Source organism: candidate division WOR-3 bacterium (assembly GCA_039804025.1).
GTDB lineage: Bacteria > Hydrothermota > Hydrothermia > Hydrothermales > JAJRUZ01 > JBCNVI01.
In genome coordinates, this window is the sequence record JBDRZP010000001.1 from 114,353 (window position 1) to 139,636 (window position 25,284).

Annotated in this window: 27 protein-coding genes and 1 tRNA gene; 19 read left to right on the top strand and 9 right to left on the bottom strand. The window is 31.2% G+C overall.

Annotation, left to right across the window (positions count from 1 at the left end):
- Window positions 1–12 precede the first annotated feature (12 nt).
- The 11 genes from ABIN73_00525 to ABIN73_00575 are packed head-to-tail and all read left to right on the top strand — an operon-like array spanning window position 13 to window position 11,601.
- Window positions 13–1,716 (top strand): proline--tRNA ligase, encoded by a 1,704-nt coding sequence (locus ABIN73_00525; GenBank protein ID MEO0268212.1) that lies wholly within the window; start codon window positions 13–15, stop codon window positions 1,714–1,716.
- A 25-nt stretch (window positions 1,717–1,741) separates the two neighbouring features.
- Window positions 1,742–2,161, top strand: a complete 420-nt coding sequence (locus ABIN73_00530; GenBank protein MEO0268213.1) for a hypothetical protein — start codon at window positions 1,742–1,744, stop codon at window positions 2,159–2,161.
- Entirely contained in the window at window positions 2,162–3,376 is a 1,215-nt protein-coding gene (nusA, locus tag ABIN73_00535; protein MEO0268214.1) for a transcription termination factor NusA, read from the top strand. It abuts the gene before it with no gap.
- On the top strand, window positions 3,373–5,583 hold the full coding sequence (infB, locus tag ABIN73_00540; protein ID MEO0268215.1) for a translation initiation factor IF-2: 2,211 nt from the start codon (window positions 3,373–3,375) through the stop codon (window positions 5,581–5,583). Before nusA ends, infB begins: the two co-directional genes overlap by 4 nt.
- Window positions 5,580–5,864: a DUF503 domain-containing protein gene (locus ABIN73_00545; protein MEO0268216.1), complete on the top strand. Its 285-nt coding sequence runs from the start codon at window positions 5,580–5,582 to the stop codon at window positions 5,862–5,864. The genes infB and ABIN73_00545 overlap by 4 nt, the downstream gene beginning before the upstream one ends.
- 1 nt (window position 5,865) lies before the next feature.
- Entirely contained in the window at window positions 5,866–6,144 is a 279-nt protein-coding gene (gene rbfA / locus ABIN73_00550; protein MEO0268217.1) for a 30S ribosome-binding factor RbfA, read from the top strand.
- Window positions 6,145–6,151: 7 nt separating this feature from the next.
- On the top strand, window positions 6,152–7,063 hold the full coding sequence (gene truB, locus ABIN73_00555; protein ID MEO0268218.1) for a tRNA pseudouridine(55) synthase TruB: 912 nt from the start codon (window positions 6,152–6,154) through the stop codon (window positions 7,061–7,063).
- On the top strand, window positions 7,044–8,000 hold the full coding sequence (gene ribF, locus ABIN73_00560) for a riboflavin biosynthesis protein RibF (GenBank protein ID MEO0268219.1): 957 nt from the start codon (window positions 7,044–7,046) through the stop codon (window positions 7,998–8,000). Before truB ends, ribF begins: the two co-directional genes overlap by 20 nt.
- 1 nt (window position 8,001) lies before the next feature.
- A complete protein-coding gene (gene rpsO / locus ABIN73_00565; GenBank protein MEO0268220.1) occupies window positions 8,002–8,268 on the top strand; it encodes a 30S ribosomal protein S15 in 267 nt (88 codons plus the stop codon).
- Between the two features lies 1 nt (window position 8,269).
- Window positions 8,270–10,375, top strand: a complete 2,106-nt coding sequence (locus ABIN73_00570; GenBank protein ID MEO0268221.1) for a polyribonucleotide nucleotidyltransferase — start codon at window positions 8,270–8,272, stop codon at window positions 10,373–10,375.
- A 41-nt stretch (window positions 10,376–10,416) separates the two neighbouring features.
- The gene (locus tag ABIN73_00575) at window positions 10,417–11,601 is read left to right on the top strand and encodes an acyl-CoA dehydrogenase family protein (GenBank protein MEO0268222.1); all 1,185 of its coding nucleotides are present in this window, start codon (window positions 10,417–10,419) and stop codon (window positions 11,599–11,601) included.
- A gap of 4 nt (window positions 11,602–11,605) precedes the next feature.
- On the opposite strand, the gene ABIN73_00580 is transcribed toward ABIN73_00575, so the two are convergent.
- Complete coding sequence (locus ABIN73_00580; protein MEO0268223.1) at window positions 11,606–11,962, bottom strand: hypothetical protein; 357 nt, start codon at window positions 11,960–11,962, stop codon at window positions 11,606–11,608.
- A 65-nt stretch (window positions 11,963–12,027) separates the two neighbouring features.
- Here ABIN73_00580 and thiL point away from each other — a divergent pair, with 65 nt between their 5' ends.
- Complete coding sequence (thiL, locus tag ABIN73_00585; protein ID MEO0268224.1) at window positions 12,028–13,005, top strand: thiamine-phosphate kinase; 978 nt, start codon at window positions 12,028–12,030, stop codon at window positions 13,003–13,005.
- Here the strand turns inward: thiL and ABIN73_00590 are convergent, their stop codons facing one another.
- Window positions 13,006–13,347, bottom strand: coding sequence for a DUF4920 domain-containing protein (locus ABIN73_00590; GenBank protein MEO0268225.1), 342 nt, complete (start codon window positions 13,345–13,347; stop codon window positions 13,006–13,008).
- Window positions 13,348–13,494: 147 nt separating this feature from the next.
- Here ABIN73_00590 and ABIN73_00595 point away from each other — a divergent pair, with 147 nt between their 5' ends.
- The 6 genes from ABIN73_00595 (at window position 13,495) to ABIN73_00620 (ending at window position 17,585) form a co-directional block, all read left to right on the top strand.
- Complete coding sequence (locus ABIN73_00595) at window positions 13,495–14,805, top strand: glutamine synthetase family protein (protein MEO0268226.1); 1,311 nt, start codon at window positions 13,495–13,497, stop codon at window positions 14,803–14,805.
- A gap of 35 nt (window positions 14,806–14,840) precedes the next feature.
- Window positions 14,841–14,914, top strand: a tRNA-Arg gene (locus ABIN73_00600).
- A 12-nt stretch (window positions 14,915–14,926) separates the two neighbouring features.
- A complete protein-coding gene (locus ABIN73_00605; GenBank protein ID MEO0268227.1) occupies window positions 14,927–15,613 on the top strand; it encodes a TIGR02253 family HAD-type hydrolase in 687 nt (228 codons plus the stop codon).
- Entirely contained in the window at window positions 15,600–15,986 is a 387-nt protein-coding gene (acpS, locus tag ABIN73_00610) for a holo-ACP synthase (GenBank protein MEO0268228.1), read from the top strand. Before ABIN73_00605 ends, acpS begins: the two co-directional genes overlap by 14 nt.
- Window positions 15,976–16,776 carry a tetratricopeptide repeat protein gene (locus ABIN73_00615; protein MEO0268229.1) on the top strand — a complete coding sequence of 267 codons (801 nt, stop codon included), beginning with the start codon at window positions 15,976–15,978 and terminating at the stop codon, window positions 16,774–16,776. Before acpS ends, ABIN73_00615 begins: the two co-directional genes overlap by 11 nt.
- A gap of 2 nt (window positions 16,777–16,778) precedes the next feature.
- On the top strand, window positions 16,779–17,585 hold the full coding sequence (locus ABIN73_00620) for an AAA family ATPase (GenBank protein ID MEO0268230.1): 807 nt from the start codon (window positions 16,779–16,781) through the stop codon (window positions 17,583–17,585).
- Here ABIN73_00620 and ABIN73_00625 read toward each other — a convergent pair.
- The 7 genes from ABIN73_00625 to ABIN73_00655 form a co-directional block, all read right to left on the bottom strand.
- Window positions 17,582–19,048 (bottom strand): aromatic amino acid ammonia-lyase, encoded by a 1,467-nt coding sequence (locus tag ABIN73_00625; protein ID MEO0268231.1) that lies wholly within the window; start codon window positions 19,046–19,048, stop codon window positions 17,582–17,584. The two genes, ABIN73_00620 and ABIN73_00625, sit on opposite strands and share 4 nt — an antisense overlap.
- Before the next feature lie 3 nt (window positions 19,049–19,051).
- The gene (locus tag ABIN73_00630) at window positions 19,052–20,317 is read right to left on the bottom strand and encodes an endonuclease Q family protein (GenBank protein MEO0268232.1); all 1,266 of its coding nucleotides are present in this window, start codon (window positions 20,315–20,317) and stop codon (window positions 19,052–19,054) included.
- Window positions 20,314–21,105, bottom strand: coding sequence for a class I SAM-dependent methyltransferase (locus tag ABIN73_00635; GenBank protein ID MEO0268233.1), 792 nt, complete (start codon window positions 21,103–21,105; stop codon window positions 20,314–20,316). Before ABIN73_00635 ends, ABIN73_00630 begins: the two co-directional genes overlap by 4 nt.
- Window positions 21,075–22,274: an isocitrate/isopropylmalate family dehydrogenase gene (locus ABIN73_00640; protein ID MEO0268234.1), complete on the bottom strand. Its 1,200-nt coding sequence runs from the start codon at window positions 22,272–22,274 to the stop codon at window positions 21,075–21,077. Before ABIN73_00640 ends, ABIN73_00635 begins: the two co-directional genes overlap by 31 nt.
- 1 nt (window position 22,275) lies before the next feature.
- Entirely contained in the window at window positions 22,276–22,845 is a 570-nt protein-coding gene (locus ABIN73_00645) for a hypothetical protein (protein MEO0268235.1), read from the bottom strand.
- On the bottom strand, window positions 22,842–23,714 hold the full coding sequence (gene sucD / locus ABIN73_00650; protein ID MEO0268236.1) for a succinate--CoA ligase subunit alpha: 873 nt from the start codon (window positions 23,712–23,714) through the stop codon (window positions 22,842–22,844). Before sucD ends, ABIN73_00645 begins: the two co-directional genes overlap by 4 nt.
- Before the next feature lie 177 nt (window positions 23,715–23,891).
- Window positions 23,892–24,614, bottom strand: a complete 723-nt coding sequence (locus ABIN73_00655; protein MEO0268237.1) for a radical SAM protein — start codon at window positions 24,612–24,614, stop codon at window positions 23,892–23,894.
- Window positions 24,615–24,676: 62 nt separating this feature from the next.
- On the opposite strand from ABIN73_00655, the gene ABIN73_00660 reads away from it, so the two are divergent.
- A complete protein-coding gene (locus ABIN73_00660) occupies window positions 24,677–25,276 on the top strand; it encodes a hypothetical protein (GenBank protein ID MEO0268238.1) in 600 nt (199 codons plus the stop codon).
- The last annotated feature ends 8 nt before the right edge of the window (window positions 25,277–25,284 follow it).

The following is a 25,284-nucleotide window of genomic DNA, read 5'->3' on the forward strand; positions in this document are numbered from 1 at the left end:
TATAATTATAGTATGAAATTTGAAAGGTCTTTTATTCCTACTCTCAGGGAAGTACCAAGAGAAGCGGATAATCCAGCTTATGCCCTTTTATTGAGGGCTGGCTATGTAAGAAAACTTGCTGCTGGAGTTTTTGTTTTTTTGCCTTTAGGTTTTAAAAGTATAAAAAAAATAGAGAATATTGTAAGGGAAGAAATGAATAGTATCGGGGCCCAGGAAATGCTAATGCCTGCTTTATCCCCTAAATCTATATGGGAAGAATCAGGCAGATGGGAATCTTTTGGTGATGATATGTTCAGATTAAGAGATAGAAAAGGTTCAGAATTTGCCCTCTCTCCAACCCATGAAGAAATAGTTACATATCTTGCGAAAAATGAAATAAAATCCTTCAGGGATTTGCCACAGATATGGTATCAGATTCAAACAAAATTTAGAGATGAGCCAAGACCAAGGGGTGGCCTTTTAAGATGCAGAGAATTTTCAATGAAAGATTCTTACTCTTTTGATGCTACATGGGAAGGTTTAGACGAATCTTATGAAAAACATAAAAAAGCCTATGAAAAAATTTTTTTAAAATGCGGTTTAAAATTTCATTTTGTTCAGGCTTCTTCTGGAATTATGGGTGGAAAAGAATCAGGTGAATTTATGGTGGAAAGTCTCTATGGAGAAGATAAACTGGTTATATGTCCAAAATGCGGATATAAAGCAAATAAGGAAGTGGCAAAATCAAAGCCTAAAATAAAAAGTTTTAAAGGTAATAAGAAAAAGGAAAAAGTTTATACACCAAAGATAAAAAGTGCTCAAGAAGTTTCAGAATTCCTTTCAATTCCCCTTGAAGGTATAATAAAAAGTATTCTTGTAATGAAAGAAGAAAAGCCAATACTTGCTGCTGTTAGAGGTGACTATGAATTGCATATTGGAAAGTTATCTTCAATTTTAAACTCTACTGTAAGAATTGCTGATCCGGAGGAGGTAAAAGAAATACTCGGTGTTTCTGCTGGTTTTGTTGGACCATTAAATTGTAAATTACCTCTTATTATTGATGAATATGCTTATGAGATTGAAGGTGGAGTAATTGGAGCTGGTGAAGAAGATTATCATATAAAGGGAATAGTGCCAAAAGAAGATTTCAAAATAATGGAAATCGGGGATATAAGAGAGGCTAAGGAAGGAGACTTATGTTATTTTTGTTCTGAGGAACTAATTTTTAAAAATGCAATAGAGGTGGGTCACATCTTCAAACTTGGTACAAGGTATTCTGAAACAATGGGAGCATACTTTACTGATAAAGATGGTTCAAAAAAACCAATAATTATGGGGAGTTACGGTATAGGAATTGGAAGAATTCTTTTATCTGCTGCTGACCTCTATAAGGACGAAAATGGTCTTTCACTTCCCATTACTATTTCACCCTTTGAGGTTCACATTGTTGATTTTAATTTAAACAAAAATTTAACTGAAAGAATTGAAAAAGAGTTTAAAGAAAATAAAATAGATTATATCATAGATAATAGGGAAGAAACTCCGGGTATTAAATTCAAGGATGCTGATCTTATAGGTGTACCCATCAGAGTAACACTTGGTAAAAATATTGAAAAAGGGTTAATAGATATTTTCATAAGAGAAAGTAAAGAAAAAATAGAGGTAAATTTAAAAGATATTACTTTAAAAACAAAAGAAATTATAGAAAAAAAGAAAAAGGAACTTAATAATGTTTGATGCAGATAGTATTAAAAAAGCCCTTATGAATATATTAGAAAAAGAACTGGAGGAAGAAAATATATACCTCCTTGATCTGCAAGTTAAAGGTACAGGAAGAAAATTTAGAATAGTTTTAACAATAGATAAAAAAAACGGTATCACTATAAGAGATACTGAAAAATGGGCAGAAAGGTTAATTAATATTCTTAAAGTGGAAGGTATTTATATAGAACCTGAAATTGAAGTAACATCTCCAGGATTGGACAGAGAACTTAAATCTGAAAGAGAATATTTATGGGCTAAAGGTAAAAGGGTAAAAATAATAACAAAGGATCGTGAGTTTAAGGGACATCTACTTGATTTTAAGGAAAATTTATTTTATATTGTAATTGGTGAAAATTTAATTAAAATACCCGTTGAAGAAGTAAAAAAAATAAAATTATATGAAATGGAGGAATTTTAAATGAAGGCTTATGAACTTATGGAATACATTGATCAGATAACAAGATTGAGAAGAATTGATAGGGAATATGTTATAAAATCACTTAAAGATGCCTTTGAAATAGCTATTAAAAAGTATTATAGAGACAACGCCTTTCCTGTTGAAGTTGAAATCAATGATAAGGCAGGACAAATTAAAATATGGATTTTAAAGAAGGTAGTTAATGAATTAAAAAATCCAACCTATGAGATAACCTATCAGGATGCAAAAAAAATCAAACCGCTTGTTGTTCCGGGAGAAAGTATTAAAATTGAAATGGATATAGAACAACTTGGAAGAGGTGTAGTATATAGAATGAGGGAGATATTTACAAAAAAGATAAAAGAAGCTGAAAAGGAAAGGATTTACAAGGATTTTGAAACAAAAATTGGTGATATAGTAAGAGGAATTATACAAAAAGTAGATAAATCAGGCGTATATTTAGGACTGGGAAGGGCAGATGGTTTTATGCCGCCCGAGGAACAGATTAGAAAAGAAAAGTATAGAATTGGAGCTGAAGTAAGAGGTCTTGTGTTGAGTGTTGAAACCTCTGGAAGGAGACCACTTGTAAAAATCTCAAGAACCCACCCTAATTTTTTAAAGAAATTACTGGAACTTGAAGTTCCTGAAATTCTTGATGGAATAGTTGAAATAATGGGAATTGTTCGTATTCCTGGAGAAAGGGCAAAAATTGCTGTAAGAAGCCATGATCCGAGAGTTGATCCTCAGGGTGCCTGTATCGGTGTGAGAGGTTCAAGGATACAGATAATCACAAGAGAACTTGCAGGAGAAAAAATTGATGTTATCCCGTGGTCAGAAAATAAAATAGAATTTGCTAAGAATGCACTCTCACCTGCAAGACCAATCCAAATGATTGAAGAAGAAAATAAAATTATTGCTGTTGTGCATGATGAAGAGATAAAAATTGCGAAAGGAACAGGTTCACAGAATGTTCAACTTGCCTCAAAACTTGTAGGCGTTGAGATATGGGTAATATCCCAGAGTGAATGGGAAGGAAGAAAAAAAGTTCTTATTGAGGAAATGATTTTGCCTGAAGAGATAAAGGTTGAATTAAAGAAAGAGACGGATGGAGTTTTTTCAATACACGAACTTAGAGGTAGATTAAAAGCAATGAAGCTGGAAGAAGATGAAATTAGAAAAATTTTAAATGAAAATAAGGAGAAATTTGAAAGATGAAAAAAAAAGAAAAAGAAAAGAAAAAAGAAAAAAAAGTAAAATTAAAAGAAAAAACTAAAAAGGAAACAAAAGAAGTAAAAAGGGTTAGAAAACCGAAGGAAAAAGGTAAAAAAGTTAGGGATTTAGCAAAAGAACTGGAAATGTCTTCTAAAGCTTTACAGGAATTAATGAAAGAAATGGGAATTGAGGTAAAATCACATACAAGTTTAGTTGATGAGGATACAGAAAAGAAAATAAAAGAATTTATTGAGAGAAAAAAAACAGAAGAGATGGAAATGTTAAAAAAGAAAAAAGAAATATGGGGTGAAGAAGAGAAAGAATTAAAAACTGTTGAAGAAGGACCTGTATTAACAGAAGAAGAAATTGAACATAAATTAAAGGAGACTCTTTCCAGACTAAGAACAGGACCCAAAATAAAGAAAAAAATTAAAAAAGAAAAAGAAGAGACAGAAACCCTTGAAGAAGTAAAGGAAAATATTCTATACATTCCCGGAGCATTGACGGTGGGTGAATTTGCAAAAATGATGGGAGTAGATCCTGCAAGAGTAATAGAAAAATGTATATCCCATGGTGTTTTTGCCACAATAAATCAGGTTATTAATGTAGAAACAATGATGATAATTGGAGAAGAATTTGGGTTTAAAGTAGAGATTAAAGCAGAGGAAATGGTTGAAGAAGAAAAAGAAGAACTTGAGGAAAGAAGACCACCGGTTATTACAGTTCTTGGACATGTTGACCATGGTAAAACAACACTTCTTGATTACATAAGAAAAACTAAACTGGCAGAAAAAGAACCTGGAAGAATTACCCAGCATATAGGCGCGTATCAGATTGAGTATCAGGGTCATAAAATAACCTTTATAGATACACCAGGACACGAAGCATTTACAGCTTTAAGAGCAAGAGGAGTTCAAGTTACTGATATTGCTCTCCTTGTTGTTGCTGCAAATGAAGGAGTAAAGGAACAGACAAGAGAAGCCATTAGTCATGCAAAAGCTGCAGGTGTTCCTATAATTGTAGCAGTAAATAAAATGGATCTTCCAAATGCCAATTTAGAAAAAGTTATGGCAGAACTTGCAGAAGAAGGGCTTGTTCCTGAAGAATGGGGTGGTAAAACAATTGTAGTACCAATATCAGCAAAAACAGGAATGGGAATTGATAATTTACTTGAAGCAATCCTACTTGTTGCTGAAGAGTTAGATATAAGAACATCTTTAAAAGATAGAGCAAGGGCAGTTGTTATAGAAACTAAGCTTGATAAAGGAAGAGGACCTCTTTGTACTGTAATAGTTCAGAGAGGTATTTTAAGAAAAAAAGATCCGGTTTTAGTGGGAACTACGTGGGGTAAGGTAAGAAATCTATATAATGAATGGGACCAAGTTATTGAGGAAGCCTATCCCTCAACACCATGTGTAGTTCAGGGTTTAGAAGAGCTACCAACTCCAGGAGATATACTTATTACCATGCCATCTGAAAAAGAAGCTAAAGAAGAAGCTGAAAGAAGAAAGGAATTGAAAAAAGAGCAGATAAAAAGAGCTGAGCTTCAGACAGCCCTAACAAATATACAGGAAAAGATTTTAAAAGGTGAATTAAAAGAATTGCCACTTATAATAAAGGCTGATACTCAGGGTTCAGTAGACGCTTTATCTGATACTCTTTCTAAAATGCAATATGAAGAAATAAAGGTAAATGTAATTCATAAAGGCATTGGAATGGTAACAGAAAACGATGTCTTACTTGCATCAGCTTCTAAGGGGGTAATACTTGCCTTTAATACTGGGGTGGATTCAAAGGCAAGAAATCTTGCAAAAAACGAAAAAATACTTATTATGGAACATAAAATCATTTACCATGCCTTAGATGAAATTCAGAAATTATTAGTTGGAATGCTTGAACCTGAAGAAATAGAAGAAGTAGTTGGTGAAGCTGAAGTAAAAAAAGTTTTTAGGGTATCAAAACTTGGTTTTGTAGCAGGTTGTTTGGTTAAAAGCGGAAAAATTGTTAAAGGATACCTTGCAAGGGTAAAAAGAAATGGTGAAGTTATTCATGAAGGTAAAATAGATTCTCTTAAACACTACCAGGAAGATGTTTCTGAAATTGATTCGGGTAAAGAATGTGGCCTCCATATAGAAAACTATTCAGATATTAAAGAAGGTGACATAATTGAAGTATTTATTAAAATCAAAAAAGAAAAAACATTAAAGTGAGCATAGGAGGTATAAGAATAGAAATTTTGATTCCCGAGAGCTTTTCATTAAAAGAGAAAAGGAAAATTTTAAACAGTTTAAAACAGAAAATTTTAAATAATTTTAATGCTTCAGTCGCGGAAGTTGATGATAATGAATTATGGAATAAAAGTGTGCTTGATATTGCAATAGCAGCAAAAGACATGTATAATTTAAATGAAAGAATTTCAAAAATAAAGGATTTTTTGATGAGAGAAAACAGTATTGAGGTTTTAAAGATAAATTTTCTACCTGAGGACTAAATTGAAAACATACAGACCTGAAAGAGTTTCAAAAGAAATTATGAGAGTCCTGAATGAAGTAATAAGGAACGATATAAATGATCCAAGATTATTAAATTTAGTAATTCTTGATGTAGAGATATCGAGTGATTTAAAGAGAGCGAAAATCTTTTATACCCAGTTAAAGGAAGAAGAAAAAATAGATATGATCATTGAAAAAGCAAAAAATTTTATTAGAAAAAAAATTGCAGAAAAAATAGAACTTAAATTTATGCCAGAAATTTTTTTTATAAGGAGGTAAAGATTATATGAGTGAAAAAATTAACGGGTTTCTCAACATAAAAAAACCGAGGGGCTGGACAACTTATGATTGTGTCAGACATGTAAAAAAAACTTTAAACGTTGAAAAAGTAGGTCATGCCGGAAATCTTGACCCTCATGCTACTGGTGTTGTTGTTATAGGAATAGGAAAAGCTACAAAACTTTTACCCTATGTAATGGAACTCGAAAAAGTATACATTGCTGATGTAAAACTGGGAATTTTAACAGACACATGGGATATTACAGGAGAAGTTATACAACGTAAAGAAATTCCTGAATTTTCAAAGGAGAAATTGGAAAAAATAATAAAGGAATTTGAAGGAGAAATAGAGCAAGTGCCCCCACCCTACTCCGCAGTCAGAAAAGGCGGAAAAAGATTATATGAACTTGCAAGACAAGGTATACTTGTTACGCCTAAATCAAAAAAGGTATTTATTAAGCAGATAAATCTTCTTGATATAAGGAAAAACGGGTTTACAATGAGGGTAACTTGTTCAAAGGGAACATACATAAGAGCTTTAGCAAAGGATATAGCCGAGAAACTTGGAACCCTTGGTGTTATTGAAAACCTCTTAAGAGAAAGAGTTGGGCACTTTTATATAAAGGAATCAATTGATCCAAACAATGACCTCATACAGAATTTGAAACCCCTTGAGTATGGTGTTCTTCATTTTGGTGAAGTTTCTCTAAAAAATGAAGCTGTTTCAAACTTTGAAAAGGGTGTTCCTGTTCCTTTCAGCAGTTTTATAAGATTTTCTGCCAATTTAAAAAGATTTTCTTTTGTTAGAGTTTACGATGAAAATAAAAACTTTATAGGGATAGGACAGATAGATGTTGATTTTCTCAATCCAAGAAAAGTTTTTTCTAAAATTGAAGAAATTGAAAATTCAGAAGATTGAATTCCCTTATTTTCCTTCAGTAGAAAAACCCCCAGTTTTAATACCTGGAAACTTTGATGGTGTTCACAGAGGTCATAGAATTCTAATTGAAGAAGGCAGAAGAATTTCAAAAATTCTTAAAACTAACTTAGTAGTTTTGTTTTTTGAACCCCACCCTTATTTGTTCTTTCATAAAAACAGAAATAATTTCCTTTTGACCACACTTGAAGAAAAAATTGAAATCTTAAAAAGTTTGAAAGTAAATGAGGTCTGGATTTTAAATTTTGATGAAAAACTTGCTGAGACTTCACCTGAAATTTTTGCAGATAAACTTCTTAATTTAGAAATTTCAAGACTTATTCTTGGACCAGATCATACTTTTGGGAAAGATAAAAAAGGTAACATATTTACAATGGTAGAAATAGCGAGAGAAAAAGGTAAAGTTTTAACTATTTTTCCCTTTATAACTTACAAAAACAGAAAAATTTCAAGCACGAGAATAAGAGAACTTATAGAAAAGGGAGAAATAGAGGAAGCAAATACTTTACTCGGATACAACTTTTTCATAAATGGAACAAAAATTAAAGGTTCTGGTAGGGGTAAAAAACTTGGGTTTCCTACCATAAATTTAAAAATATCAGAATTAAAGATAAAACCTAAAGAAGGGGTTTATATTGTTGAAACTGAAATAAAAAACAAAACCTATCAGGGTTTACTTTACTATGGTTCAAGACCAACTTTCAATGAAAAAGAAAAAGTTTTCGAAGTATATCTTTTTAACTTTAATGGTGAGTTTAAGAACAAAAATTTAAAGGTAAAATTTCACAAATTTATTAGAAATGACATGAAGTTTGATAGTGTTGAAGAACTAAAAAAACAAATTGAAAAAGATATAAATATAGGATATACTTATTTTTTAAAAAAGGGTTCAAATCCCAATGAAAAAAATTTAGAATAATATGTTGACAAAAGAGGATAAATTAAGAATAATAGAAAAATTTAGAATAAATGAAAAAGACACAGGAAGTGCACCGGTTCAGATTGCTCTAATTACGGAAAGAATAAACTATCTTACAGAACATTTAAAGAAGCATAAAAAAGATGTTCATACAAGATACGGTCTTCTTAAACTTGTAGGAAAAAGAAAAAGACTTCTAAACTATCTGAAAAGAGAGGACTATAAACTCTACCAAAAAGTTATAAACGAACTTTCCATTAGAGGATAAATTGAAAACTTATACTTTAAAATTAGGGGATTCTGAGCTAATAATAGAAATAAAAGATATAGCAAGACAGAGTCAGGGATCTGTTTTAGTGAAGATCGGAGAAACTGTAGTTTTAACAACAGCAGTTTCTTCACCTTCAAAAGAAAAAACTGATTTTTTGCCTCTTTTAGTTGAATACAGAGAACAAACTTTTGCTGCAGGAAAAATTCCAGGAGGTTTCATAAAAAGAGAAGGTAGGCCGAGAGATAAAGAAATAATATACGGAAGAGCTATAGATAGAAGTATAAGACCACATTTTCCTTCTGATTTTACAGATGAAGTAGAAATTGTGTCTTTCTTATTGTCCTATGATATGGAACAGGAAGGTGATTTACTTGGTATAATCGGAGCATCCTGTGCTCTTTCAATTTCTGATATACCTTTCAATGGACCCATAGGTGCTGTAAGAGTTGGAAGGATAAATGGAAAATTAAAGATAAACCCTAAGAGGTCAGAACTTGAATTTAGTGATTTCAACCTTCTACTTGCAGGTAAAAAAGAGGGAATATGTATGATAGAATTCCAAGGAAATGAGATAAAGGAGGAGGATATAGTTGAAGCGTATAAATTTGCACAACCGTATATAGAAGAGTTAATTGAATTACAGGAAAAAATTCAAAAGGAAATAGGAAAGGAAAAATACGATTACAAAAAAATCGAAATTGATAAAGAAATTATTGAAAGAATAAATAATTACAGAGATGAATTAAGGAAAAAACTATTTATTCAGGAAAAGGTATTAAGAACAAAGGCTTTAGATGAGCTTAGAGAGAAAATAAAAAACGAAGTATTAAAGGACTTTCCGGATAAATTAGTAGAAATCAATATAGCTCTTAATAATCTTGAAAAGGAAATAGTTAGAGAAAGAACAGTAAAAGAAAAAATAAGAATGGATGGAAGATCTTTAAATGAAATAAGACCTATATGGTGTGAAATTTCAGTTTTACCAAGAACTCATGGTTCAGCTATTTTTACAAGAGGAGAAACACAGGCTTTATGTGTAACAACTCTTGGAACAAAGGAAGATGCTCAGAAACTCGGTGAACTTGAAGGAGAAGAAGTGAAAAGGTTTATGCTTCACTATATGTTTCCTGGATTCTCTACAGGCGAAGTTGCTCCTTTAAAAGGTCCCTCAAGAAGAGAAATAGGTCATGGTAGTCTTGCTGAAAAAGCAATTGAACCACTAATTCCACCTGAAGAAAAGTTTCCCTATACAATTAGAGTTGTGTCTTTAATTCTTGAGTCAAATGGTTCCACTTCAATGGCTTCTGTATGTGGTGCTTCTCTTTCCCTTATGGATGCTGGTATACCTATAAAATCTGCCTGTGCCGGTATTTCAATTGGATGGATGGATTACGATGGTGAAGATGTTCTTCTAACAGATATAATAGGTTCAGAAGATCATTTCGGAAATATGGATTTTAAAGTGGCAGGCACAGATAAAGGTGTTACTGCAATTCAACTTGATATTAAAAAACCTTACTTACCCTTATCAATTTTTGAAAAAGCACTATTTGAAGCAAAAAAAGCAAGGGAGTTTATTTTACAGACAATGTCAAGAACAATAAACAAGCCAAGGAGTTCAATTTCAAAATATGCTCCTAAAGTAAGAGCCTTTTTAATCCCAAAAGAAAAAATAGGAGAAGTTATAGGTCCAAGTGGAAGGGTAATAAAAAGAATAATCGAAAAAACAAATGTAAAAATTGATATTGATGATACAAAGGGAGAAGTTTTTATATATGGAGAAAATAGTGAAAATGTGGAAGAAGCACAAAAATTGATTGAAGAGATTGTTCAGGATATTGAAATTGGAAGAAATTACAAGGGAAAAGTAACAAGGGTTGAAAATTTCGGTGTATTTGTTGAGATACTTCCAGGGAAAATAGGTCTTGTTCATGTATCGGAATGGGCTCAATACAGGATTAAAGATTTGAATAAAGAAGTTAAACCTGGAGATGAAGTAATTGTTAAAGTAATAGGAATTGATGAACTTGGAAGAATCAGATTATCAAGAAAAAGAGCTTTAGAAGAAAATAGAAAAAAAGAAAATCTAAAAATTACCGAATAATATAAGGTTCGATTCCTTTTTCTTTTTTTAAATTTTTTAAAATGTCAGATTCTAAAATTTTTGAATTAAAAAATTTCTTTGACTTGGACGATTATTTGAAAGAAGAAGAAAAATTAATAAGAAATACTGTAAGAGATTTTGTTGAGAAAGAAATATTGCCTTATATAGGTGAATGGTGGTTAAAAGGAGAATTTCCCAAACATCTTATACCACAGATGGCTGAACTTGGCCTTTTTGGACCAACCATACCAGAGGAATATGGAGGTGCCGGTCTTGGTTATGTAGCTTACGGGTTAATGATGCAGGAACTCGAATACGGTGATTCAGGAATAAGAAGTTTCTGTTCAGTTCAATCTTCCCTTGCTATGTATTCCATATTTACCTTTGGATCCGAAGAGCAAAAGAAAAAATACTTACCTCTTATGGCTAAAGGAAAACTTATAGGAAGTTTTGGTCTTACAGAACCGAATGCTGGAAGTGATCCTGCCTCAATGGAAACAAGATGTAGAAAAGATGGAAATACATGGGTAATAAACGGGAGAAAAATGTGGATAACAAATGGAACAATGTGCGACCTCTCCATTATTTGGGCAAAAGATGAAAATGAAAAAGTTCAGGGTTTTATTGTGGAAAAGGGAACAAAAGGTTTTACCTCAAGGGAAATTAAAACCAAAATATCTTTGAGAGCCTCTGATACTTCAGAACTGATACTTGATGAGGTAAGAATTCCAGAATCGCAGAGACTTCCAAACACAGAGGGACTAAAATCTGCTTTAATGCCTTTAAATGAAGCAAGGTATGGAATAACCTGGGGATGTGTTGGTGCTGCCTGGGCATGCTTTGAAGAAGCCTATAAACACGCTCTTGTAAGGGAACAATTTAAAAAACCCATTGCTTCATTCCAAATCACTCAGAAGAAACTTGTTGATATGTTTGAAAAAATATGGAAAGCACAACTTTTATGTTTGCATCTCGGAAGAATGAAGGAAAAGGGAAAAGCAAGATATATTCATGTATCCCTTGTTAAGAGAAATAATACAAGGGTTGCTCTTGAAGTAGCAAGAGAAGCAAGAACAATTCTCGGTGCTTACGGTATAACAACAGAGTATAATTCACTGAGACACGCAAACAACATGGAAAGCGTTCATACATATGAAGGAACCTATGAAATTCATACTTTAATTGTTGGAAGATACTTAACAGATATAGATGCTATAGATAGATAAAATTTTATTCTTTAATCTTCTGTATTATCTTTTCACTCTCTGCCTTAACAAGATCAGCAACATACCTTAAAATTTGAGAAATTCTTTCAGACCTTTCATCCATTTTTTCAAGCCTTTCATCCATCTTTTCAAGTCTTAAATCCATCTTTTCAAGCTTTTCATCCATTTTCTCAAGCCTTAAATCCATCTTCTCAAGCCTTTCATCCATTTTAACTAAATACTCTCTCATTAAATCAATTTTTTCATCCATCTTTTTTAATATTTCTTTTGTCATTTTACCGTTAACAAAAACAGCATATATGGCGAGAACAAGACCTAAAATTGATGCTAAAACACCGGAAAGTCCAAACAAAAATTCCATTTAATAATAATAATTTATTTTAAATACTTTTTCAATTATTTTTACAAAATATATTAAAATTATTTATGGAAAAATTTTTTAAATCAGAAGAAGAATTTGTTGAATTTGTCAAAAAATTTGAAATCCCCCATCCATATATAAGGGAAGGAATTGGTGATGATACATTAATTTTAGAAATTGATAAAAAAATCTTAGCAATTACAACTGACTCTTACTCTGAAGATATTCACTTTAGGAGAACTTATCTCACTTTAAAAGAAATAGCTTTTAGATGCACGGCTGGTGCACTAAGTGACCTTGCAGCTTGCGGAGCAAAACCCATAACTCTTCTTATATCTCTTTTAATACCCGAAAACTTTACAAAAAATGATATAGAAGAATTTTATTCAGGAATTAGGGAAATAACAAAATTTTTTGGAATATCTCCTTCCGGTGGTGATCTTATAAAAGTAAAAGATAAATTTTCCTTTACAATAACATGTTTAGGTGAAGTGGACGATTACCCCATATTGAGGAAAGGAGCAAAAGAAAATGACTTATTATGTATTACAGGGGATACAGGAAGGGTTTTAGCATCCCTTGAAATTCTCGAAAAAAATTTGAGTATTAATGAAGACATAAAAAATAAATTAATACAAAAATTAAAATTTCCCAAACCCAAGATAGCTGAAATTATTGAATTAAAAGAGAAAATTAAAATAAACTCAGGAATAGATATTTCAGATGGTATTGCTAAGGATGCAAAAAGACTTGCTGATAGTTCAAAAGTGAAAATAATAATTGAAGAGGAAAAACTTCCTTTTTCTAAAGAATTACTTGAATACACAATGAGTTTTCAGAAAAATATTATTGATTATTTGCTCAATTCAGGCGAAGAATATGAAATCCTTTTTACAATTCCTGAAACAGAAAAGAATAAATTACCTGAGTGGGTTAAAATAATTGGAAAAGTTGAAAGTGGAGAAGGTTTATTTTTAAAAGATAAAAAGGGGAATTTAAAGGAAATAAAAGGAGGTTACGATTTTTTTTCTATAAAAATTTAACTATTTTATAATTTTAGCTTGTTTAATCTCTATAAAATATTCGGGTGAAGGACACTTATGACCTTCTTCCTCATGTTCCTTGATATCACAAGAACTTTTTATTTTACCTCTTAAAATCCCCCTTACTTCAACAATTTTTCCCTTTGAATCCATAGGAAAGGTAATTTTATGATCAATACTTTTCGCTAAAATTTTATTTTCATTTTCCTCAATTAAAACCCAGCATCCAGAACCTTGACAAACATCCACAATTTTACCCTGAACAAGAACTTCTTTATTAATATACTTTTCAGGTTTCTGTATAAGGTTACCTATACCAATTTTTTCTCTTGTACTTAACATTAAAAAAATTAAAGTAAAAAATAAATTCATTCTAATAAGTATTGGTTAAAAAGGATTTGAACCTTATAAAAAATTAATTTATAATCTTTTATTATAAAATAAAAAATATTAAGGTTCCAATCCAAATTAAAATAATAATTGAAAAAAATGAATGAAATTGTAAAAGAAATTGATTCAAGGGGGATAGAGGTAATACGCTTATGGTTTACTGACATTCTCGGAAATGTTAAGGGATTCAACATAACAAGAGAGGAACTGGAAAGGGCTATTGAAGAGGGAATAGGGTTTGATGGTTCTTCTATTGAGGGTTTTGTAAGAATAGAGGAATCCGATTTAATAGCAAAACCTGATTTAAATTCTTACTTTTTCCTTGAAAACTTTGATGGGAATCCTTCTGTTGTTTTCATCTGTGATATTTTATATCCTGATGGGTCTTTTTATGAATCCTGTCCAAGATATGTTTTGAAGAGAAATTTAAATTTTGCAAAAGAGCTGGGATTTGACTTTTATGTTGGTCCTGAACTTGAATATTTTTATTTTAAAAGTGATAAAGAAGTAGAAATCCTTGATAGAGGTGGATATTTTGATATTTTGCCTATTGAAGAAGCTGTCAATGCAAGAAAAGAGACTTTACTTACTTTAAGAAAAATGGGAATTATGATTGAAGCAACTCACCATGAAGTTGCTTTTTCCCAGCATGAAATTGATTTCAGATATCAAAAAGCTTTAAAAATGGCTGATATAGTTCAGGTTTCAAAAGTTATAATAAAGCATATAGCAAGAAAATACGGAATATATGCTACCTTTATGCCAAAACCAGTTTTTGGAATAAATGGGAGTGGTTTTCACTGTCATATATCTTTATTTAAGGGAGAAGAAAATGCTTTTTATTCTGAAAATGATGAATTTAATTTATCAGAAATAGCAAAAGGATTTATTGCTGGTCTTTTAAAACATGCAAGGGAAATAACAGCAGTTACAAATCAATGGGTAAATTCTTACAAAAGACTTGTAGTTGGGTATGAAGCACCTGTTTATTTATCCTGGGGTAGAAAAAATAGGTCAGCTTTGGTGAGAGTTCCTGCTTTTAAACCCTATAAGCCAAAATCTTGCAGAATTGAATACAGAGCTCCTGACCCTGCCTGTAATCCCTATCTTGCCTTTAGTGTCATATTAAGAGCCGGTTTAAAAGGGGTAATTGAAAAGTATCCTTTAAGAGAACCCATTGAGGAAGATATTTATGCAATGCCTGAAGAAGTAAAAAGGAAATATGGAATTGATGCTTTACCTGATTCTCTTTACTCTGCAATTCTTGAAATGGAAAAAAGTGAGCTTGTTAAAAGTGCACTCGGGGAAGAGGTATTTACAAAATTTATTAGAAATAAAAAAAAGGAATGGGAAGATTACAGGATTCAGGTTACAGATTATGAACTGAAAAATTATTTACCCCTACTTTGAAAATTTATAAAATAAATAATAAAATTAAAGAAGGGGCGCCCGTAGCTCAACTGGAAAGAGTGTCGCCCTGCGGAGGCGGAGGTTGTGGGTTCAAATCCCACCGGGCGCGTAAAGCTTTAAAATGATAAAAGCTTGCATTTTTGATCTTGATAATACACTTTTAGATTTTATGAGAATGAAAAGAGAATCAGTTGAAATGGCAGTTGAGGCAATGATTGATGCTGGTTTAAAAATTAAAAAAGAAGCAGCAATCGAAAAAATTTTCAAACTTTACGCAGAGACTCATATTGAGGATCAAAAAATTTTTGATAGATTCTTAGAAATAGAACTCGGATATGTTGATTATAAAATACTTGCAGCAGGAATTGTTGCTTATAGGAAAGCAAAAACAGCAAATATGATACTTTATCCTCATATAAGATTTGTATTAACTGAACTTTTAAGAATGGGATTAAAACTGGGTGTAATTTCTGATGCTCCGAGGCTCCAAGCATGGACAAGACTTGCAGAAGTCGGACTCCATACAATTTTTAACGCTGTTGTAACCTGGGATGATACAGGAATAAGAAAACCAAAACCAGAACCTTTTCTTGCAGTTTTAAAAAAACTTGATGTTAAACCCAATGAAAGTATAATGGTAGGAGATTGGGCTGAAAGAGATATATATGGAGCAAAGGAAGTGGGAATGATAACAGTTTTTGCAAAATATGGTGACACTTTTGGAACAAAAAATTCAGGTGCCCATTATGAAATTGAAGATCCGCTTGAACTTCTTGATATAGTTAAAAAACTAAATGAGATTGAATAATATAAAAATAGGCGTAGATTTAATAGAAATTGAAAGAATCAAAAGAGCCTATGAGAAGTTTGGAGAAAGATTTTTAAAAAAAATTTTCACAGAAAAAGAAATAGAATATGCCCTTAAAAGAAAAAATCCTTTTCCACACCTTGCAGGTCGTTTTGCAGCAAAAGAAGCAGTAATGAAAGCACTGGGAACAGGTTTTGGAAAGGGTGTTTATTTTAAAAACATTGAAATAATAAGAAAACCTGGTCTTGAACCCGAAGTTAAACTTCATGGAAAGACGAAGGAAAAGTTCAAAAATAAAAAATTTTCCCTATCAATTACACATAATGGAAAATATGCTCTTGCTTTTTGTATTATGTTAGATTGTGAAGAGTAAACATTATCCTTCTCTGTTTGAAAAATTTGAAGAGATAAAAAATAAGATTAAAAAAGGGGCAACTTTTGATGAAGTTAGGGAAGAATTAAAAGAACTTTATATAGAAGTAAAAGATGAAGTTGATCTCCTATTAGAACTTCTTGAAGAAATAAAAAGAGAAACTCTAAAACTTAAATCCGCTGCAGGAACTATTGATCCATATAAATTTGTTCAGAGACTTCAGATTACAGAAGTCGACATAACAACCTTTATAGAAAAAGGATGGAATGAAATAGCAAAAGGAAACTATGAAAATGCTATTAAGATACTGGAAGAAGTCAAAGAAAAAGCACCAGATAACACAAAGGTTTTAAATCTTTTAGGATGGGCTTATGTTCAGGCTGGAAGATATGATGATGCCTTTCCTCTTTATTTAAAAGTTCTCCAGCTTGAACCAAGAAACACTCTGGCAATGAAAGATATTGGTTTTATATGTTATAAAAAGGGAATTTACGGTGAAGCAATAGAACACTTAGCAAAAGTTATAAGAATTGATAACAATCCTTCAGCGACACTTTATGCCCTTTATTATTTAGGTTTAATATACCTTGACAGAGAAATGTATGATGATGCTATTTCTTTTTTCAAAAAAGCCCTTGATAGAGGACCAAATCTTGTTGAAGCCCTTTACCATTTAGGAATAGCTTATGAAAAGAAAAAGGAATATGAAAAAGCAAAAGAGAGCTTTAGGAGAGTAATAGAAATTGCCCCTGATTCAAAATGGGCACAAAAAGCAAAAGAAAGGCTTTAAAAATGCTTGAAGAATATTTTGGATTTAAAAGAAATCCCTTCAAAAATACTGTAGACCTTGATTTTTTGTTCTGGGCTGATAAAGTAAAAGAAAGTTATGCAAGGGTTTTATATCATATCTTTGAACTAAAAGGTGGACTTTCACTTATTCTTGGTGAAATAGGGTGCGGGAAAACAACTCTTGCTAAATTACTTGAAAAGGACTTAAGAGAAAAAGGTAAAGAAGTCACAGTTTTTTATGATCCCTTAATAACTCCTTTAGAATTCCTTAATATACTTGCTAAGAAATTTTTAAAGTTAGAAGAAAACATAAAAAGAAACAAAACATTTTTAAGGAATGAACTCGAAAAAAAACTTAAAAGTGAACCTTTTAAATATATAGTAATAATTGATGAAGCACAGCTTCTTAATAAAAATCTCCTTGAAGAAATAAGGTTGCTTTTAAATATGGAAATATCCGAGGGAAAACTCCTTCAAATCGTCCTTTTTGGACAACCTGAATTAAAAAAGAAGTTAAAAAAACATCCTGCAATAATGCAAAGAATTGCCATTGCCTATACTTTAAATCCTTACACTGAAAAGGAAACAGAAGAATATATAAAACACAGATTAAAAGTTGCAGGTGGAGATGAAAATATATTTGAAAAAGAAGCAATTAAAGAAATTTATAAAGCTACAAAAGGGTATCCGAGATTAATTAATACTTTCTGTGCTAATGCCCTTTTTGTAACCTATTCACAGGATAAGAAAAAAGTAGACAAAAGTATTATTGAACTTTTAAAAAAGGATTTTGAATTTCACATTGGTTAATTAAAATCTAAAACATTTTTTATCCTTTTAATAACTTCCCCTGGTTCTAAATCTTCAAGAAATATCTTTAAGTCTTTAAAATTTGAAGATAGAAAACTATCAAGTTCTGAGGGTAATTTTTTATTTAAAAGCAAACAGGCCCTCACTCCTGCGTAAAGTTCTGAAAAAGTTATTACTTTAAACTTATCAACCATATCAAAAAGTTTAAAACAGGAATTCATTGTCATGGGAACATAATCCTCCTGATTTTGTGAAGTTGGTATTGAATCAGAAAGATCCGGAAAGGTTAAAGTTTTTATATAAGATAAAAGAGATACAACAAGATTATGTAATATCATTAGACCTGTTTTTTTACCGGGGTCCTTAGAAAGAAATTTAGGCATATCAATTACCTCACTTCCCATCAAATGATTAATCCTTCTTTCTGAGATATTTGATAAAACTGCTATTACCTTCTTTAAATTCTCAGAAACAAAGGAAAGCCGGATTCCAATAAAGTTTCCACCTGAAATAACCCTATCTCCTATGACTAAAGGATTATCGCTTACACACTCTATTTCTTCTTCTATCACTCTTTTACAGAACTCAAAAATTTCATCACATGTTCCTCTTACCTGTGGCATACATCTGAAAGAGTAAGGATCCTGAATAATTTTCTTTTTCTTTTCAAATTTATAATCCTTAAGTAAATCCCTGTAATATTTAGCTATTTTTTTCTCATTTTTAGAATTTCTTAAAACTATAAGGTTCTCATTAAATATATCTGGATTTCCATCTACTGCAACAAAAGAAAATAAATATGCTCTATCGTATATATTCAGTATATTTTCAAGAATTTTAATTAGATAAACTAAAAAAGCAAGGGAAACCTGAGTTCCATTAATAAGAGCAAGTCCCTCTTTATACTTAAGTTCAAGAGGTAATGTATTCGTTGATTTTAAAACAAGATATGTAGGTAAAATTCTGCCCTCATGAAGAACCATTCCTCTACCTGTAAGGGCAAGAGCTATATGAGAAAGAGGAATAAGATCTCCACTTGCTCCAAGTGAGCCGAAAGCAGGAACATAAGGAACAATATCTTTATTTAAAAATTCCTCTATCTTATTAAGAACTTCAGGTCTTACCCCTGAATAACCCTTTGACAGCATATAAAGCCTTAAAAACATAGCAATTCTAACAATCTCCTTTTTAAGAGGTTCTCCATAGCCTGAAGAGTGTGATATTACTATATCTCTCTGTAATTCATTCAATTCATCAAAATTTAGTATTTTGTCAGCGAGTCTCCCAACACCTGTATTAACTCCGTATACAGTTTCACCTTTATTTACTATATTCTCAAGAACTCCCCTGTTTTCTTTAACTCTCTTTAAAACATCCTGTTCTATCTTAACTTTTTTACCTTTTCCAATTAAAAAAAGTTCATCAATTGTAAGTTTATCAATTCCAATATGAAAGTATCTCATATTCTAAAACAGAGACATTTGGGGAGGTTTCTCCTCATTATCCTCATCCCTTTCCACAATTTTTACTTCGATATCCTCATAAACTTTTATTATTCCATAAACACCATCATAACCCGGAATTTTCTTAACCTTTCCTTCTCGCATATTTTTAATACCTAAAGCAATTCTTGAATCCACTGTTTTTGAAATTTCTTCATAAGTAACATCCATTAAAACATTAATTTCGTTTTCAAATTTTTTTATTAGAAGTTCCCATATTTTTTCGGTTTCTCTTGTATTCTCGCTTTTCCCTATTGCTTGCGATATTATCTCTTTTAAAGGGACAAGATTTTTATATGGTATATAGTTTGAAGGTTTATAACCCATTTCTCTATCAGCAAGTTTATAAACTCTTGAAAGCACACCTACAGTTAATAATCTTCCACATTTTGGACAAATATAATTCAATTTTTTGGATTCCTCTGGATGGAGTGAGATTCCACAATTCCTGTGTCCATCATAATGATACTTCCCCTCTTCAGGAAAAAATTCAATAGTAAATAAAAATTTTTCTCTATCTTTTTTCTTTAAAACCTCTTTTAACTCTTTATATGAAAGATAACCTTTAAAAACATTAGCTTCCCTACCTATTCTATCAGGTGAATGAGAATCTGAATTGGAAACAAGGGAAAATTTATCAAGACCTGAAAGCATCCAGTTCATTTCTGGATCTGATGAGAGACCTGTTTCTAAAGCTGTAATTTCTGATACATAATTTTCAAAAGCCTCTTCAAGTGAATCAAAACCTGAATTGGAACCAAAAAGGGAAAACCAAGGTGTCCATATATGAGCAGGAATAATCATTATATCCTTTGAAATTTCCCTCACAATTTCTATAAATCTAACAGTATCAAGGGATAGAGTGGGTCTTCCATCAGAAGTGAGAGAACCATAAAGGGATAACTTTCTTTCAAGTTTTTCAACTGTTATAAAATCGGGAAAGGTTAAAACAATATGAATTTTCCTCACCTTTCCTTCTTTTGAAAATACAAGACTTACTTCAGTAGTTAATATAAATAAAACTTCATTCACCTCAAAATATCCATCTCCTCTTTCTTTTAAAATTTTTTTAAGTTCTCTTCTATATTCAGGATGCAGGATGTCACCTGTTCCTAATAAGTTAATCCCCTTAAGTTTTGCATATTTAGAAAGAATATCAGGCCTCATATTTGAGCTTGTCGCTCTTGAGTAAGGGGAATGAACATGAATATCGGTAATAAAGTATTTCATTTTATTGATACATATTGCACTCTTGTAGTATAAGAATTTGGCTCACTATACTTCAAATGTTCATATACATTAGTTATTCTGAATCCAGTTTTTTTTAGAATATCTATAATTTCTTCTACTTTATAACCTTTTTCAAAGTGAAATTCTTTAACAGATTTTTTTAATCCGTTTTCTTCCCATTCAATTTGTATTTCAAGTTTAGAAATTTTTTCATCTTCAAACCACTCATTTTTCCATACTGAAGTAAAATTTTTATGAACTTTTACTTCTAATCTTTTATCCCATATTTCTTTCAAAGCAAAAATGGTATTCATATCGAATATAAAAGCACCGCCTCTTTCAAGGTTTTCGTAGGCACATTTAAAACAATTGAAAAGATCTTCTTCAGAAAGCAAGTAATTCATACTGTCAAAAAAACAGAAAATAGCATCAAAATTTTTCTTGAAATGGAAATTTCTTAAATCTGAAACTATAAGCTTAATTTTTTTATCTTTTAATTTCTGAATTTTAGCTTTTCCAACCTCAAGCATTTGAATTGACCTATCAAGACCGACAATATCTTCACAAAACTCAGAAAGATAAATAGTTGGAGTTAATGTGCCACATGCAAGATCAAGAAATCTTCTCTTTTTAACATTAAAAATATCAAGAAAGGAAAGGGAATAATTAACCCAGGTTTTATAAGAAACATATTCCATAAGTTCATCGTAAAACCGGGCTATTTTTGAAAAAGGTTTTACTGCTTTAAAGTCAATAATTAAATATGGCTCTGAAAAGAAAGCCAGTATTCCTTTAAATCTCCCCTTTTAAGAGTATCAATTACATAATCTGTAAACTCAGAACCTGTGGCACCTGTTGATCTTCCTGTTATTAACACTTTTTTTTCATACTGTCCGCATATATCAAGAGCCATATCAAGTAAATCACCCTTTTCCTTATAACCAATATGCCTCAAAAGCATTGCTGAAGCTCTCATAATGCTTGAAGGATCAGCATAGCGGGCTCTACCCTCCTCTACCATTCTTGGAGCAGAACCATGTATTGCTTCAAACATAGCATATCTTTTTCCAACATTGGCACTTCCGGCAGTTCCAACACCACCCTGAAATTCAGCAGCCTCATCTGTTAATATATCACCATATAAATTTGGCATAACAAAAACCTGGAATTCAGTCCTTCTTTTTTTATCAATCAATTTTGCAGTCATGATATCAATAAACCAGTCATCTGCCTCTATTTCAGGGTATTCCTTTGCTATTTCATAAAAAACCTTCAAAAATCTTCCATCTGTCTTTTTTATAACATTAGCCTTTGTAACTGCTGTTACCCTTTTCTTTCCGTTTTTCCTTGCATATTCAAAGGCAAGTTTTATAATCCTTTCACTTCCAGGTGTGGTAATAACCTTGAAATCAACAGATAAATCCTCTGTTACATCTATTCCTTCACTTCCAACAGCATAAAGATCCTCTGTATTTTCCCTGAAAAATATCCAGTCAATACCTTCAGAAGGAACTCTAACCGGTCTTATATTTGCAAATAGATCAAGTTCTTTTCTTAATGCCACATTAGCACTTTCAATGTTTGGCCAAGGATCACCTGCCTTTGGTGTGGTAGTAGGTCCTTTAAGAAGAACATGACATTTTTTTATTTCATCAAGAACGTAAGGAGGTACTGCCTTATTAACTTTTGCCCTTTCCTCTATTGTAAGTCCTTCAATTTTTTTAAATTCTATTTTACCTTCTTTTTCTTCATCACTTAATAAAAATTTAAGCACTCTGAAAGCCTCATCAGTTATAAAAGGACCTATTCCATCTCCCCCTGCAATCCCAATTATAATTGGTTTTAATTTTGAATAATCAATCCAGTCTTCCCCGGTTTTAATTCTTTGGACTCTTTCAATCTGTTTTTTTAAAATTTCTGAAAATTTCTCCTGTGCTTTTTTAATTACATCTTCCATTTTATTTTTTCTCTTTTTTCAGGGATTGAACCTTTTGAAAAATCTCTTCACTTAAAATTGGATTTATAATAAACTTTTTAAAAACTATCACATATTCTACTGAAAGTGATGAAGAAATTATATTCAATTTGTAAGGTTTTTTATCATTTATAGGTAAAAATAACTTTATTAAATCATAAACATAATTTGTATCTTTTCTTTCAAAAACATAGATAACAGTATCTTTCCTATTTTTTTCTTCTTTTAAAGAATATAAATTTTCAAAATTAAAAAGGAAAAAATCTGGTAAATAGGGGGAAGAAAAGATTTCAGTTTCCTTTTTATCATCAAAATCATATAAAAAAACTTTATCCTTACGGACAAATAAAAGCTGTGAATCAGGCTCTGTTATTAAAAACTTTAGATACCCTTTTCTATCTGCCCATAATTTTCCCTTGTATTCTGTCCTTTCTCCATCAGAAACTAAAATTTCATCAAACTCCGCGTATAGGGCATTAACATTGTTTAAATAATATTTGTTTATCTCCTCCCAGGGCAAAAGAAAAATTAAAAAAGAAAAAAAATTTATCATTTTGAAAGGGATTCTTTCATTAAAATGGCAACTTCTGAAGGTAAACTGGCAACTTTTACATTTGCTTCTTCTAATGCTTTAATTTTACTTTCAGCAGTTCCTTTTCCTCCTTCAATAATAGCACCTGCATGACCCATCCTTTTTTCAGGTGGAGCTGTTCTTCCTGCTATAAAAGCAACAACAGGTTTTGATACATGATTTTTAATAAATTCTGCAGCATCCTCTTCATCCGTTCCTCCAATTTCACCAATTAAAACAATTCCCTCTGTCTCAGGGTCTTTTTCAAATAACTCAAGAACATCTATAAATCTTGTCCCTATTATAGGATCCCCTCCAATTCCAATAGCTGTTGATTGTCCTAAACCATTATTGGTTAAATGATAAACAACTTCATAGGTTAATGTCCCACTTCTTGAAACAACACCTATATTTCCCTTTTTAAAAATGTGACCTGGCATTATACCAACCTTTGCTATTGAAGGAGCAATAATTCCAGGGCAATTAGGACCTATTATCCTTACATCCATACCCCTTATATAATCGAGAACTTCTGCCATATCCTGAGCCGGAATTCCCTCAGTTATGGTAACAATAAGTTTTATTCCAGCATCTATTGCTTCATACATTGCATCTTTCGCAAACTGCGCGGGAACAAAAATTATCGATGTATTTGCACTTTCTTTTTTAACAGCTTCAAATACACTATCAAAAACAGGTATATTATCAACTTTTTGTCCACCTTTACCAGGAGTAACTCCTCCAACAACATTTGTCCCATATTCTTTCATTTTTATTGCATGAAATGAGCCATCGCGTCCTGTTATTCCCTGAACAATAACTCTTGTTTCCTTTGATAAAAGTATTGCCATTTATTTCCCTCCTTTCAGTTTTTAAATAATATTATAAAGATTTTTATACATTAAATCCAAAATAGTTTATAAAATAAATAAAAGATTTAAAAAAGAAAAAATTGAAGATTTCTTAAAAAAAGCAGAAAATTCTTTCCTTTTTAACCTTGATGGGAAATTAAAAAATTTCAAAAATAACTATTTAACAAGATAGGTTTTAATTTTTTCCTTCTTAAATAAATCAATAAGTAAATTTATATTAACATCTTTTTTTAACCCATACTTTTTATAAATATGATCAGCATAATGATAATTCATCTTATCTATTACTACATAATCAACAGAACCTTTAAGTTTTTGAGGAAGGTCAAAAGCACCTGGTAAAAGAGGTGCTACCATACAGTAAGTCCTTAAACCTTCCTCTTTCAATCTTTTTAAAGCTTCAATTCTTTTTTCTATGCTTGCTGTTCTGGGCTCAAAGAGTTTTCTTATATTTTCATCTGCTGTTCCAATTGAAAAACCTATCTCAATATTTTTAAATTTTTTAAAAATATCAATATCTCTTAAAACAAGAGGGGATTTTGTCTGCACTACAACACTCCAGTTTTCTTTAGAGAGAATTTCAAGAATCCTTCTTGTTAAGCCATACTTCCTCTCAACAGGTTGATAAGGATCACAAACACCACTTATCCAAACAACTCCCTTTTTCTTTTTCTTAATTTCTCTCTCAAGTAATATTGCTGAATTAATCTTAACATCCACAAAATCTCCCCATTTTTCATTATGACCAGTATAATTTTTCATAAATTGAGCATAACAGTAAACACAACCAAACTGACAGCCAACATAGGGATTTATAGTATATTCGTAAACCTTTGATCTTGATAAAATACTTTTTACCTTTACTTCTTTTAAAATCATAATATAAATTTAATCTATTTTTAAATTTGAAAACAATCTGTAACTTTTCTTATAATAAAACTATGAAAAAATTAATAATTTCTTTACCCTTTTTAATTTATTACTGTGTAATGCCTGTGAATTATGACAAGGCAGCGATTGAAAAGGGAGGAAATTTCTATTTTGGAGCCAATGGATATTATATGACGGGAAGATACTCGGAGAGTGGATGCGGTTATACAAGTTATAAAAACTATAAAGTATACGGTTCGCAGGTAACAGGTGGTGCCTATTATGGATTTACAAAAAATATTGCAGCAGGTGTAGAGGCTTCAGGGGCAATTTATAGCATGCAAGTAGAGGGAGAAAAATCTCAACCTGGTATAATATGGGGTCATGGAGACTTATTTTTAAAATTATCTATGCCTTCAGATATGTTTATTTTGAGTTTAAAAGGTGGTTTTAATTATCCAAATTATTTTAAAGCAGGAGTTTTACTTGGAATTTATAATCCCGAATTATTGACACTTTCTTATACCTATCTTTATCCTCAAATAAACACCTTTTCAATAAATTTAAATCTAAGTAAAAATAAAACGATTTCAGCCGGTTACTCTAAATATATAGGTGGTCCTAATGATTTTTACGATGGATTCTACATTGGAATAGGTCTTAAGAAATAAGATAAAAT